Below are 13581 nucleotides of genomic sequence, written 5' to 3'. Positions count from 1 at the left end.
GGCAGCTAGTAGGTGGCGTTGCCCCAGGTCTCGTCGAAGACGATCTCCGACAGCGGCAGCCGGTCGAGCTTGCGCGGAAACGGCGTCGAACGGTAGCCGACGGCGATATGGGCGGCCGTGGCCACGCCTTCGGGAATGTCGAGCATCTCGGCGACCTGCGGTTCGTACATGCACAGCAGCGTGGTGAGGGCCGTGCCCAGGCCGGCCTCGCGGCAGCCGAGCAGAAAGTTCTGCACGGCCGGGTAAATCGAGCCGCCGCCGACCACGCTGAGCCGGCCCAGCTCGGTGTCGGTGGGATGGACACCGTCGATGTACCCGCAGGCCACCACGATCACCGGCACCTCGGCGAAGTGCTCGGCGAAGTAGTCGGCGCTGTCGAGCAGTCGCTTGGCCTTGTCACCGACAATCTCGATGTCGCCGCTGCGCGCCATGCCCAGGTAGGCCTTCCACGGCTCCAGGTACCACTCCTGCAGCTGCTGCTTCTTGGCCTCATCGCGCACCACGATGAACCGCACCGGCTGGCGGTTGCCGCCCTGCGGCGCATGCCGCGCGTAGTCGAACGCCTGCTCCAGCGTCGCGTCCGACACCGGATCCTTCGTGAAGTACCGCGTCGTCATCGACGTCAGTGCTGCCTCGCCAAGTTCCATGATTTCCTCGTTTCCGACGGCCGTGCCGTCATTCAATTGACGATGACACCACAGTATCGACTTGGCCAGCTATTGGGCACAGGCAGTACTGCGACGTAACCGCACATGAGCACCAGTATCAAATGCAGACTGAAGCCATCTCCTCGCGACCCAGCAAGCTCAAGTGTTTCTGCAATGCGCTGATTCCCAATCAATCATTCAGTCCAAGACTGGTCTCAGGTGCAATTTCGGCACAAAATCACGAAGCGGTATCCATTCGTACTCATCTGTCACATCCGACAACTGGTATTCCAACCCATCTAGGTCGGCGACACTCAAAATATACGTCTGCACCGCGAATAGAAGCAGCCGTGTCGACACGCGTCCAAGAGCCAAATGTGGGATCGCGCCGTCGGCCTCCTCAACTGGCCATACAAGCGAACCATGGGCCAACGTGTTTCGCAGATAGTATGCACACAGAGTTGCACGCACAGCGTCGGAAGCTGTCTTTCGCGAAGCTATGTCCAAGATATCGTTAGGCAATATGCTAAAGCTTGAAGATAGCAATCTCATCATGGTGTTGATTGCACATGAGTGATGCAGTAGGATAGGGACATCGCTCTCCATGAGATTGATGAGTCTTTGCGAAATAGAGCGCGCCCTAATGACCGCCGAAGTTGAGTTTCGCAAGGCTAGGTCCAACGCTCCCCAAGCGAACAGTAGACGCGTCAACTCAACAGCGGAAGCGGAGGCCACACGTCCTCTCTCCTCTTCATGCGTATTGCTGCAATAAGTATCCTGATGGTCAAGTCCATTTGTAACGATCGTGACTTCCTTGAGTCCCGCTGCTAGCATTAACCACTCGGAGCACTTATGTGCTGCTGGCACCATTTCTGCATCAGCATGCGGCTTTAGGCAACGCGCTAGCGAATACGCGTGGTCGCCCACATTCAATAGTGCTTGGGCCGATTCTTCACATTGCTCTTTCCAATAGAGCTGATCGGGCTTGTCCAGCACTGCTTTCAACCTTTCAGTTCACTCTTGCCACATTGAGCGCGGCCATGTTTGTGCCGTCAGGCTTCCTTAGCCAATATGTATGGGCCATCAGGGAGCACATCTAACTTACAACACGTCTTTCACTTTGCCCATAAGTGACCGAAGGAACTTTCCCCAGTCATCACGTAACTCCATGAACTTATGTGGTTCGCTATCCATGGATTCTGCCTTGGCATAAGCGATTACGAGCAGCGTCAGCGCTTCAACAGTACGGCGCGCAGTCGATAGCGCCTCGTCTCCGCTGACGCTGCCTGGCGGACTGGTGGCAATACTCCGAATAGGTTCCCAGAGTTCTCTATAGAACGGATGCCGTTCATTCAGGCGGATGATGATTTGGTCGCTAAGGTGCTGTACATCGATAAAGCTCATCCCTGGAAAGTCGACTGTCACAACGACGTAGGGCAAGTTTGCGAGACTTTCCAAGTAGCTCGCGCGATCTTCTGGGTCATCGTGACCAACGTCCCGTGCCAGATCTTCGAGAAGCGCACGCTCCTGCTCCGGATCTGGTCGTGGTACTCGGCTCTTGGGCAGCGTGCGCTCCGCCTTCTTGACCGCTTCGATAATGCTGGCATGCTCACCGTTCGCTTCCTCTGATACCCTTGATGCCTCGCCCCAAACATCTTGGATCAGCTTTCTCGCTTGCGGAATTGACTTCGCTAGCTGCCTCCGTATCGCGGCGCGCAATTCTCCGTGCGGTTCAACGCCGCGCTTCACATTCCTAACACCCATCATGTCGTCCATTTCAGGCGCGAAGTGAATCTCAACTCCAATGAATCGGTCAGATGTCTGCACACCCGACGGAAGGATACGAGGCACATTTGTGTAGTTGATCTCGCGCTCTAGGCGCACGAACGACAGTGCACCTTCGTTCTCTGGAACGCGTAGTTGCGTTGCGAGCTCATCGCCACCCTGACCTCTGCCACGCACGACTTCCTTCGGATGAACAGTGACTCGTAACCGAAATTCGTGGCGCGCAAATCGTATCCGCTCATCTGAGACCACGGCGCACGGTTCGTAGTGGTCCTGGGCCAAAAAGGGTCCTTCAATGCCTTTACGGCTGTAGTGCTTCTTGAGCACACGGTCGCCCCAAGTTCCCTCCATAGTGAAGAGTGGATCATGAGGTAGCAATTGAGTATCATTGACTTTGATCTTGATGCCGCCATCCAGGAAGTAACGGAAGATTCTTGAAAGCTCCTTCTCGACTTCGATGCGAAGGAGGTTTGCGTCCTGTGCATGCCGGCCCTCTTCAAGCCGGTCGATCTTTGACCAAACGACAAGCGTGCCCGAATCCTTCGGCAATTGATCGATGAGGTCATCCGGGACAGGACGCTCAGTCGGTGGCAAGATGCCAAGCTCCTCGCCATCTTCCGCGGCTGCCTCGATCTCCTCTAGATCGAAGTAGACGTGCAGCCACGGCTGGTCTGCTGATGCCCGGCTCCAAACATCTAAGCGTTCACCATAGTTGAGGGCTGCAAGCTTCGCTCCTACGCCATACTTGCCGATCGTTGTTGAGGACATGTACCGAGTCGAAAAGCCGATTTGAGGATAGAGCTGCAGAAGCTCGCGATCCATACCGTCTCCATCATCTGAGACCGAGATTCTGTGAATGCGCCTCCGCTTATCGCGTCCGCTTTCTTCATCCAGTCGTATGCGCACTTCATTGGCTTTTGCCTCGAGTGAATTGTCAACTACTTCCGCAATGGCAGCACTTAGGCTGTAGCCAGAATCGCGAAGTGACCGCAAGGCTTGGCCTGTCAATACAATCGGGACATAATCAGTCATAATGTTCCTCCTGCGTTACAGTAGGACTGGTGTAGAGAACTGTTGTGGAATATGAATTATCGAGGGCACGAGACAGATCACTCCGGTCGCACCGCCCATGGGAAGATCGTTTCCGCCCGCAATCGGATTACATCGCGAGCACGATCAATCGTGCGCGTGGATACCCCCAAGCGGTCTGCCGCTTCGCGAACGGATTCTCCGTCGTACATTCCGTCGAGGACAGCCGCAGCATGTGACGAACCTGCCTTCGTCACGGCTGTCCGAAGGCGGTCGAACGCGTCGCGCGCAAGCACCACATCTTCGGGCGTCATGGTGTCAACAAGCGTCGTTGCCCCAGCACGGCCCCCGGGCCCGCTCGTACGGACGCCCGGACGTTCGCGGCGATCACCGGCACTCACGTGGAGATTTGTTTGCACCTTGCCATCGAATGCCATGCCGGCGGGAGCGCATCTTGCCGCCACTTCCACGATGGCGCTCGCTTCAGCTCGCGCCGATCTAGCTACTGCGGCTTTCGCGTTCCGCAGAACGTCGCGCTCCAAGAATTGCGGCGCTGCTGCTCGAGCTGGGCTGAGCGCGTAGCCGATGGCCCGCTCAGCCGAGGCCTCTCGGAAGCTCCCTGGAGCCTTGCCAATCGGCCCTGCTGCCGACGATATGGTTAGCCCCGACTGAAGCGTCTGGATTACCTGCGCTCGTGAGTCTTCTAGTTTTTGTTCCGGCATCCTCGCTCCTTTGGCCTGCTCACCCCATTCGGTGGCGAACTGGCATTCTCGAGTTGGTGTGTCCGTAGTGACTTGGCCGTGGCCAAATTCAATAGGGCTCTACTACTGTACGGCGCGGCGGAGCGCAGCGACACGCCAAATTCGATTCAGATGCGCCCGGGCCAGCATTCGCAGTCGGCCAGGACCAGTGTTCCCGTCAGACAGAGGTCAAGGATCTCTCGCCCGAGCTGGCCCAAACAATTGCCACTGCGGTAACGCTCAATGAAGGTCGCACGCTCGCGACGATGACTCGGGTCGTGAGGCCGACAGCCAAACTTAGCTGAGCTCTTGCCCCCGCCGTTGGCCGGTCCGGCGGACTGTCAGGTTCTCTGTGTAACCAGCCGTGACGGTGTTCATCGGATGTGACCGGCGATCCAGTCGGCGCAGTGGACGGTCAGGGCGTTCAGGATGGCCACGTAGCCGTTGGTCTTTGCCAGTGCGCTTGCTGCGGTTCCCACGTCGGGCGGTGGCGACAAAAAGGTAGACCTTCATCGCTGCCTGCTCGTTGGGGAAGTGCCCTCGATGTCTGACGGCTCGTCGGAATCAGGCGTTGAGACTCTCGATCGCGTTGGTGGTCTACGCGACCCTCCAGTCGTCGGCGAAGCCGCTGTTGCACAACTCGGTGAGCATGGTCACCCACTGCTTGGCGCCTCCCCCGCCGGTCGGCCCCAGTCACAGGCCCAGCACATCCCACTCGCCGGCGAGATCGACACCGATAGCCACATAGACGGGCCGGTTGGCGACTCAGGAGCCGCGGACCTTGACGACGATCTCGGCGATCAAGACCAAAGCGTAGACCGCGTTGAGGGGCCGGTTCCGCCACGCCACCATGTCGGCGACGATCTCGTCGGTGATCTTCGTGATCGTCTCCCAGCTCACCTGAGTGTCGTAGATCTCCTCGAGGTGGGCCCGGGCCGCCCCGGCTGTGAGCCACTGCGCGTAGGGGATGATCACGCTACCCGACAGCCCCTCAAGACGAGGCCGGGGGCTTGGGCACCGTCACAGGCTTGAAGGTCCCCGCCCAGTCACGAGGCACCGCAAGGTCGAACTCGCCGATCTCGGTCTCGACCCTGTTGGGCGTCGACCCATTGCGCGAGCTCGATGTCCCGCGGCCCTCGGCCGCATGCCGCTCATAGCCCAGATGGCTCGGTCATCTGCACTTCGAGGCCGGTCCGGATCACCTGGCGCACTAGCCCGGCCACAGACCATCGTCGCCGGTCGACTCCCTGCCCACGGCGCGTGCTTGGGCCACCAACGGCTCAGCCCAATCGGCCCTCTCCGCCTCGCCGGCAGTGTCGCCGGCCGGTCCAGCCGGCACGTCATGATCAGTCACAGACGTGATCCTTCCCAGCGCACAACCCACGGCTGCAAACGCTCAGATCACACCCGATACACAAAGTAGCTGACAGGCCCAATCGAACTAGCCGATCAACAGGGGGCATCCAGGCGATCTATCACGTCTACAACGTGAGCAACGAGCTTAAGTTGCGCAACTAGCCAATCAAGGAAAGAAGATACCAAAGATACTGGCAATCGCGAACCGGCCGATGGCGCAGACTAGCTCACTAAGCTAGCTAGTTCCTCAGCCAGAGCATCCTTAATCGAGTCATAGCGTCGCTCTAGTATTTCTACGTAACCCTCCTCGTCATCGCCCAAACGCGTCCTGCAAAAATCGTATGGCGGCAAGAAGTGGCCGGCGCGGGCAGCTGCGTCGACATCTTCAAGGTATCGAACTGGCGATTTTTCTCCGATTGCGCGATTCGAATCAAGTGTAATGTACGTGAGGTTCACCGGACTATTGAGTACATGGTGCTCTTTCCTCAATTTGGCTGCAGATTCTCGGACTTTCGTAACAGAACCCAGCGGCACGATATGGTGTAGCTCCAAGCTCAAACTGCTATTCCAGGCTTCAAGACGGCAATCTTCATCAAGTAAGTCAAGTGGGCATCGGCTCAAGACATATTGAGGTAGATAGTTGCCAACATCTGCCGTGACACGACTGTCATCCCCGCGCTGCAACAGAACATCGCTATCACTAAAGCCCGGCTCGCTGAGAGCCCGAGCTGCCTCATCCGCAAATGGGTTATCGTGGTTCAGCATCAACCATTGTAGGATTCGGCGCGTGTCCTCGATCGATTGGCGGTTCTGTTGCTCTCGATAACGACCGCCTAGGACCGAACACCAATACCAGTATTCGAGTGCATTGAGATTCTTTGGACTCAAATCAAAGCCTTCTGAACCAAGCGCGACCGCTAGCGGCAGCATCACAAGTTGGTTGCGCAATTGGTCACTACGAGTAATCCCGCAACGCATCATAAGGAACGCCCGCGCGAGCACTACTGACCGTGCAGCATGCTGCCAGTCGTCGCGTATCCATTCGGGGCTCAACTCCAGAATTTCACTCCGCTTCGTGACTTCGACATTCAAGGCTCTTAGGGATTGCTCGGAATAAGACTCTCGCTTCAACGAATGTCTTACCGCCATCACCTGCAAGAAAATCTGCTTGAAATGGCCCGTGATCTCACCTTTCTTGGCATCGATAATATAGTCGGTCAGTGCCAACGGCAGCGTGGCACTAGCCGCATTCTGCGCACCGGCGACTGCAACATCTGCCAATGGGCAAGAATTATCCTGATTGAACGCGGCGAGCATATCGGATAGGTTCTCGGTAGCCCGATCTGCACGTGCCATACGGGCGACAACGAGATCATAGGTCGACAGCGGCGTTCCACCTTGATTGATTGTCTCAAAAATCGATATGGATCGCGCCATCTCGTTCACCGGTAATACGATACGTGCGATCGGTTGTTGCACTGACGCTTCAAGGTAACGAGATACATCAGTTTGCCACTTCGATGCAATCTCGTACAGTGCAGGCGACAATGCCTCAACGGTTCCAGGCAAGTGACCACGTCTACTTGGATTAAGTCTATCGAGATGTCCCTGCACAGCACGCGGCAGGTCCGGCAAGGTCGAGATCAACCTCTCGCGTTGGGCTGCTGCGAGCAGACGCAGCGTTTGTTGATGTAGAGGCTCCTCTTCTGCATCGCCACAAAGCTCCCACAGTGGCACAATACATTCATTCGCAAAGTACTCCGCAGCTTCATGACGTGCTTCGGTTTGATCAGTTCCATCGTGCCACTTCGGCCATCCGGGGTGCCAGGGTAAGAGTGAAGAGTCTGATCGGTTGATCTTTCGCCAACTAACCAGATCGCGCATTGCTTCCGGATCTGCCGGTTCTTCCTCAAACATCAGATTGCGATAACCAAAGTAGTCTTCGGAATCTTGTTCTGAGGCAACGATCTTGAGGAACCAGCGATATTGAAGCAATTGAGTTATCGACTCATGGTGCTTACGCCACTGAACTCCCAATCGAAAAATGTCAGAAAAAAATGTCGTCGTACAGGTTAACCTCTGTTGCCCGTCAAGCAAATATGTAACGGTACTCTTGCAAGGTATCTCAGGATGACAAGCAAAGGAACGTGACTTAAATTCGCCTTCTGGCCCTTTGAGGACCAAGAGACTTCCGATGGGGAGAAATGACAAAATTGACCCAAGAAGTTCTCGTTGTTGTGCGCGGCTCCAATCAAAGTTGCGCTGGAAAACTGGCAGCACTAACTCTCCGTCGATGCTGTCGCGTATGGTTTCACTAATCTTGGTAGTGTCATACTTGATTGTTTCGTATCGATTTGTCATTTGCCGCAGTCCGTTCGATCAAGTCTCCGAGGTAACGATGCCGCCATCAACTGCCCTCTGTCCCGGCAAACACTAGATTCGCCATGCGATCGGACAGTCGCGATGCGTCTCTTCTGATGCGAAGCCCGTGTGACTTGGGTTTCCCGACATCGACTTGGGCATAGTCGCTATAGGGCACATACCACGCAAGCGGAAGTGTCATCATCGTCATCGAGAGCACCAACTAGAGCTTCTAGTACCGGGATGGATCTACGCGCTTCGTGGATACGTTCCATCGAAGCGTGGTGCTTGTCGAGAATCTCTTGGCGGCGGGTTCGTAGTTGGACGAGCGTCTCACCGCCGCTCCACGTGTACTGGCGGCCTGCCATGGCTCGCTCGCTGAAGTCGGCGTCTCCGTTGACGCCGGCATCGAGCAATACCTTTTGTTCGATTGCGATCGCGCGCTCGTAGAGCTCTGGGTGGCGCTCGGCCAGCCCAACCCACTCGGCTTTGCGTTGGTAGAAGCAGAAGTAGCAGCCTGAACGAGTGCGCCACTCGTAGTAGTCCGGCAATCCGATTCCCGCATCGTCGAGGATCTTCATCACTCCATCGTGATCGACACCATCCTCGACGAAGGGAAATCTGCTCTCAATGTTTGGCTTCGTGGAGATGTAGCCCTTGCGGTTCGCCTCGTCCGCGCGGATCGCCACGTACGAGACCGCTGGCTCGTCGCCGATCCACGCCTCGATGGGCTTGATCTTCATCACCTTCGTGCACCAGCGCATCTGCGGAGACGGCAGAGCGCCGCGGAAGACCTCGAACCAGTGGTCGAACCCTCGCTCGGAGTTCAGGCGGGCGATCGGCTTGCCCAAGATGACCTCGAGCCGGGTGAGGAACTCGTACGTCTCGGGCAGCTCCGCGCCGGTGTCACAGAAGAAGTACTCCATCTGGGGCACGCGATCTCTTAGGTACAGAGCCAACGCGCTCGAATCCTTGCCACCAGAGATTCCGCAAATGTGACGGGTTTGATCAGCCACTGCCGGTTGCCTTCCGTAGTGCGGGGTCCTGAGCCGGACCGACTTCAATAGCGTCGCCCTGCTCGAGGAGCCGCTTGCCCAGATCGGCAAGTACAACATGGAGAGCGCGCTGGGGAGAACCGATTTTGGGAGTGAGAGCTTCGAGCATCTCGGCGACTGCATCGCTCACGAGTGCGTCCTCGTCCCGTGCCACGTCGACGAGTCGCACTGCCTCGGTGCCGGAGGGATGCGTGACTGCTAGGCGCAAAGCGTTGAACGGCGTACCTCCGATAGCTCGGTGCTCGGCGTGCAGCGCGCGAAGGCGATTGAAGGCCGCAAGCCGGCGCGGGAGTTCTGCCCGCATACTGGCCAGGTCCTCATCACTCAACTCAGTCGGCGCCTTCTTGGCGACCACTGTCGCGACTGACGCCATCCAATCGTGATCGTCGTCGTACAGGTCGTTGGACAACGCCAGGACGAATGCTCGCATGTCTCGGTCGAGCACCTCATCCACGAGACCTGCAGCTGGACCGCTGACTGCGAGCCTCGTGCGCTCGCCGGCGGACGCGAGCAACTCATCGCGAAGCTCGTCAATCATCAATCGACAACGAGATGTGAGTTCGTCGATACATCGGGCAAGCCCATCGGCGTACGCCTCGAAGCCGTGACTCCGCGAGGCCTGCCGTGTTCCCGCACTCTTGCGACCCGGTTCGATGGGCGCATAGCCAAGTGCGACAGGCAAGAGCTCGAAGAGCAGGACATCCGGCTCCGTTGCCTCGTTCAAGGCGTCTCGGACTGCGAGCGCGTCAGCCGATAGGTGCGACGTGCGGCGCGTCCACTGCTCGAGGCCGCGCATCCGTCCAGCCAGGTAGAGCGTTACGGCGAGCACGTTGCCCACCCGACGGCCACCGAGACCCGCTTCTATGCCGAACCGATCCGCCAACACGTCGAGCGCTTCGCGGCGCCAACCCGAGATGTTTGCAAAGTGCTTGATCTCGAAGTGCTCAGGGTTGCGAACCATGCGTTCGGATAGCTCAGGCGAGAGCCCGAGCTGGAAGGTGCCGTGCTCGTAGATCGCCATTCGATCAGCTCGTGCCAGGAGCGCTGCCGTGACAATGACGGGGATGACGCCGGCCTTTACGCCGTACGGCGGCAACGCCAGACTGACGTACAGGTTCCGAACGTTGAGTCGCGACTTCTTGGCAGCTTCGAACGCATCTTCGATGGCCTCCCAGGCGGGAGCAAGGCGAATCTGCTCAATTTGCCTGAGCGCCTCAGTGGCTCTGCTGTTGCTGCGGATGCGCGGCTTACCGAATACCGGGTCGCCGCCCTCCCTCTTGGGACGATGCAGCCCTGCATGCTTCAACCCAGCCTCGTACATCGCGACTTCAGGCCCGTAGCCCTTGAAACCGAGCCGGTATTCGCTGCTGTGCTCGATCATCGCCCCGAGCAGAATGCGTCGGGCCTTAGCACCTTGTGAAGTCAAGTCCGAACGGCTCAGCATCTCATTGGGAACGCGTGGTGCCCTCGGGTAGGCCAGGTCCGCTGCTTCCGACAGCGGTGCACTTCCCCGGCCGGGGTTCAATGGCACACCCGCGCCGCCATCGAGCAACGCCCAACGGCAGGCAGCAGTACTGAATGCCGACGACACTTCCATTTCCAAGTGCGAGCGTGCCGCAGCCAGTCGCTCACCGATTTCGCGGCGAGCAACCCAATCGGTTTCGACCTGTGGCGCAGTGAGCACATCGCTCAGCGCAGCGACCTCGCGTGCTGCGCGATCAAGCTCGCCAACATCGTCGGGCAGTGCGACAACGACTGGCTTTGAGCGCAAGCTCCACTCCAGACCCGCGGCGTTGCCGGCGTGAGTGCCCGAACGAAGCACCGAGTCCGACAGCGTCGGCATCACACCATCGGTAGTGGTGACGAGCAGTAGTTCTCCGTCGACTGCGTCGAGTGCAGCGGGTGGTTCCACGGTCTCAGCACCGTGGGCGAAGCGACGCCTGAACAATCGCACCGTGTCGTTCTGAGCGCTGTGGCGAGCAGCGACCACGGGCTCAAGCACGTGAACCGCTCCCAGCAGTTGGTGCAATGGCTCATCGGCGATTCGGCCATGCGCAGCCGCCGTCAGCTCAGCAACGTTGACGTCTGTTCCTTGCCAGATTCGGTACTCGTCAGCGAAGGCTCGGTATGTCACCAGGCCTCGCTTCTCGAGACCGGAGAGCACTCCGCGTGATCCTGGGTCGACAAGCTGGAGGACAGATGCGCTGGCCCTCACTGCGCCGGATGCCGACACCAGATTCAACAGCGCGACCGACTTAGCTAAACGTTGTTCAGTATCTGTGAGGCCATTGGCATCACGTAGGCGGCTCGCGATCTCGGCCCAACGTGCTGAGCGCCCGACGACGCTCGCACCGGCACCATCGGTGCCCATGAAGTAGTTGTAAACGGCCTCGGGGCCGATGGATGGAAGACCCCTTTCGGCGTGCATGTCGATGCCAGCAGCGAGCGTTGCGACTGTGCCCGATTCATTGCCAGCCAAAAATGAGAACAGCGTTCGTTCGTGCTGTCCGAACCGATTGCACAACTCAGGCAGCACCAGCGTCGAGACCGGATGCAGCGGCCAACACGACGCGATCGTGGCGGCATCGTTGAGTTCGGCAATACCCGCTGACGCAAGCGCCTGTGCATGCGACTCGGCCCAAGAGTCGATGCGTGGGCGGATGTCGGCGCCGGCCTCAAACGCTTGTGCAATCAACGCTCGGGTTTGGGCCGCCGACTCGGTGAAGGCGATGTCGACGAATCGGCCTTGTACCTTCGCCCAGTCGCGGCGTCGACGGTCATCGACTTCGGCGAGATATTCCTCGAACGACAAGTGCTGGAGCGTGATGACAGAGATCGGCAATCCAGTGCCCTGACCGGCTTCGGCCAGTCGCTGCAGGAGATAGGTGTCGCTCGACTCGTCGTCACGGGCGGCCTCAAGGTTCTTTCCGAACTCGTCGATGACGATGAGCAACGGCGCTCGTGAGGCCATGCAGCGGGCGATGTCCACGAGTTCGCTGACTGACGGATCAACTGGATCGTCAGCGCGGCTGACGCGGCGCTGCGCAAGCTTGAGCAATGAAGAGGCCGCGAATTCGGCAGAACCGGGAACCCTGCCATAACGACGCACTACAGCCCGATGCAGCCCGCGCAACACGGTTCGTGCGACGGGTTCACGATCCGCAGTGACCAAGGCTCGGTAGAAGCCTTGCGAACGGGCTTGGTGCCTCGACAGCGCTTGAAGTACGGCTTCCTCGGCGGCTGGCGAAGTTTCCGAGATCTTGGCGAGCGCGCGCTCGCGGGAAACACCTGGAGGCCCGAACGCTGCGTCGAGCAACAGGCCCAGCGACGACTTTCCGGAGCCGTAAGGACCTGTGACCGACCAAGCTCCCCCGGCCGGTCCGAGGGCGGCTTCGGAGACACGATCCACAACGTCGAGCGCGCGCGCTGTGACGACGTACCCGTCGAGGCTCTCCGCGCTCTCGGCGTCGCGTTCGAAGTTGGCCGATCGGGCGAATTGACTTCGCACAGTCAGCACATCAGACAGCGTCGTCACCGCCCACTCCCCCCGTCGCGCTTTGCCTGGAAGGAGTCGAGGCGCATCAGTACGTCTTCCCTTGTATCGCAGTCCCGCGATTCGTCTCCGCACACCGTCGGTTCGTCACCTGATGGTCCGGCAACCGGGGACGCGGGTACCGCGCCGTAGTGGAGAGACAACAACTCTGCAGCGACTACTGCAGGATCGCCCTTCCAAGCCAACTGGGGTACTCCTGTCGGAGTCGCCAAGTCGAGAGAGTTTGAGGCTTCGACTGCAGGAGTCAATGCGACCACCAAGTCGGCAGCGCTCAGCTTGAAGACACTCGCTGGCGAGCCTCGTTCCGCCGCAATTCGTTCGAGCGTGATCGTTTGGCCGGTGAACCCAATACGCGCAATCCAGTCGAGTACGGCGTGTGCCGCGACCGCTGACGCCAGCGTTGGCTTCGGGCCCAGCTTGTAGCGATGGGCGCCAGTCGCCTCTGAGCGACCGACCAGTCGCAGCTCCCGCAGGGGGCAGTCAGCAGCATCGTCAAGCGATTCCCTGCCAACACGCACCGTCGGTGCGTAGGTCCGCATGAACGCGCTGAGGTCTTTCTGGACTGCGGACTCGCTCGGTTCCTTCCAGTCCGGCACAGCACGCAATTGCGTCAGGACTGTCCTTCCGAGGTCCTCCAGCTCGAACTCCACCGCGTTGAAGTCACAGAGCGCCAGCCACCAGACAGGCAGGCGACACGGCTGGGCAAGCATCCGCCAGTGCAGCAACCAGAGCGTGCCTGGGTCTTCCATCCATGGGTCCCAGCCGCCATCGCCAAACAACGCCTCGCCGAAGCGCGTTGGCACAACGATGCTCGGCTTGCGCTTCGACACCGCTGCGGGATCAGGCACCTCTGTGACGACCTTCGCGGCCAATCCCCAGAATCGGATCGACCGGACCATGTTCTTGCCGACACCCAGTCGCACGGGGGCGTCTTCGCTCGCGAACACGTACGGATCGCGGGTGGCGGCCACGTAGGCCTTCCTGAACCAGCCGTAGCGAGGATGGAAGGTCTCGTGGCGCGCGAATACCGGCTCTGCGGCTTCGCTCAGCTGCAT

The 13581-nt window shown here is 59.1% G+C and carries 10 protein-coding genes; all 10 read right to left on the bottom strand.

The window, feature by feature from the left end:
* Nucleotides 1-5: 5 nt before the first annotated feature.
* The 10 genes from ACOGXD_RS10425 to ACOGXD_RS10380 all read right to left on the bottom strand — a co-directional run bounded on the left by ACOGXD_RS10425 (nt 6) and on the right by ACOGXD_RS10380 (nt 13581).
* Nucleotides 6-647 carry a nitroreductase family protein gene (locus ACOGXD_RS10425; protein WP_419914856.1) on the bottom strand — a complete coding sequence of 214 codons (642 nt, stop codon included), beginning with the start codon at nt 645-647 and terminating at the stop codon, nt 6-8.
* Nucleotides 648-845: 198 nt separating this feature from the next.
* Nucleotides 846-1643 (bottom strand): hypothetical protein, encoded by a 798-nt coding sequence (locus tag ACOGXD_RS10420; protein WP_419914854.1) that lies wholly within the window; start codon nt 1641-1643, stop codon nt 846-848.
* Nucleotides 1644-1748: 105 nt separating this feature from the next.
* Nucleotides 1749-3464, bottom strand: coding sequence for an ATP-binding protein (locus ACOGXD_RS10415; protein ID WP_419914852.1), 1716 nt, complete (start codon nt 3462-3464; stop codon nt 1749-1751).
* A 1502-nt stretch (nt 3465-4966) separates the two neighbouring features.
* The gene (locus ACOGXD_RS10410) at nt 4967-5176 is read right to left on the bottom strand and encodes a transposase (protein WP_419914850.1); all 210 of its coding nucleotides are present in this window, start codon (nt 5174-5176) and stop codon (nt 4967-4969) included.
* A 16-nt stretch (nt 5177-5192) separates the two neighbouring features.
* On the bottom strand, nt 5193-5363 hold the full coding sequence (locus ACOGXD_RS10405; RefSeq protein WP_419917391.1) for a transposase: 171 nt from the start codon (nt 5361-5363) through the stop codon (nt 5193-5195).
* Nucleotides 5364-5411: 48 nt separating this feature from the next.
* Nucleotides 5412-5555, bottom strand: a complete 144-nt coding sequence (locus ACOGXD_RS10400) for a hypothetical protein (RefSeq protein ID WP_419914848.1) — start codon at nt 5553-5555, stop codon at nt 5412-5414.
* A 224-nt stretch (nt 5556-5779) separates the two neighbouring features.
* Nucleotides 5780-7918, bottom strand: coding sequence for a GmrSD restriction endonuclease domain-containing protein (locus ACOGXD_RS10395; protein ID WP_419914846.1), 2139 nt, complete (start codon nt 7916-7918; stop codon nt 5780-5782).
* Nucleotides 7919-8085: 167 nt separating this feature from the next.
* Nucleotides 8086-8934, bottom strand: coding sequence for a phosphoadenosine phosphosulfate reductase family protein (locus ACOGXD_RS10390; RefSeq protein WP_419914844.1), 849 nt, complete (start codon nt 8932-8934; stop codon nt 8086-8088).
* Nucleotides 8927-12508: a hypothetical protein gene (locus tag ACOGXD_RS10385; protein WP_419914842.1), complete on the bottom strand. Its 3582-nt coding sequence runs from the start codon at nt 12506-12508 to the stop codon at nt 8927-8929. Before ACOGXD_RS10385 ends, ACOGXD_RS10390 begins: the two co-directional genes overlap by 8 nt.
* Nucleotides 12505-13581, bottom strand: a complete 1077-nt coding sequence (locus ACOGXD_RS10380; protein ID WP_419914840.1) for a DUF4007 family protein — start codon at nt 13579-13581, stop codon at nt 12505-12507. The genes ACOGXD_RS10385 and ACOGXD_RS10380 overlap by 4 nt, the downstream gene beginning before the upstream one ends.

Source organism: Candidatus Poriferisodalis sp. (genome assembly GCF_965204125.1).
Lineage (GTDB): Bacteria > Actinomycetota > Acidimicrobiia > Acidimicrobiales > Poriferisodalaceae > Poriferisodalis.
Note: the sequence above shows the minus strand (reverse complement) of the source record. Positions and strands in the feature narration are given on the sequence as shown.

Coding starts and splice junctions, on each gene's coding strand:
- ACOGXD_RS10425 (WP_419914856.1), bottom strand. CDS start 647: ATGGAACTTGGCGAGGCAGCACTGACGTCGATGACGACGCGGTACTTC.
- ACOGXD_RS10415 (WP_419914852.1), bottom strand. CDS start 3,464: ATGACTGATTATGTCCCGATTGTATTGACAGGCCAAGCCTTGCGGTCA.
- ACOGXD_RS10395 (WP_419914846.1), bottom strand. CDS start 7,918: ATGACAAATCGATACGAAACAATCAAGTATGACACTACCAAGATTAGT.
- ACOGXD_RS10380 (WP_419914840.1), bottom strand. CDS start 13,581: ATGCAGCTGAGCGAAGCCGCAGAGCCGGTATTCGCGCGCCACGAGACC.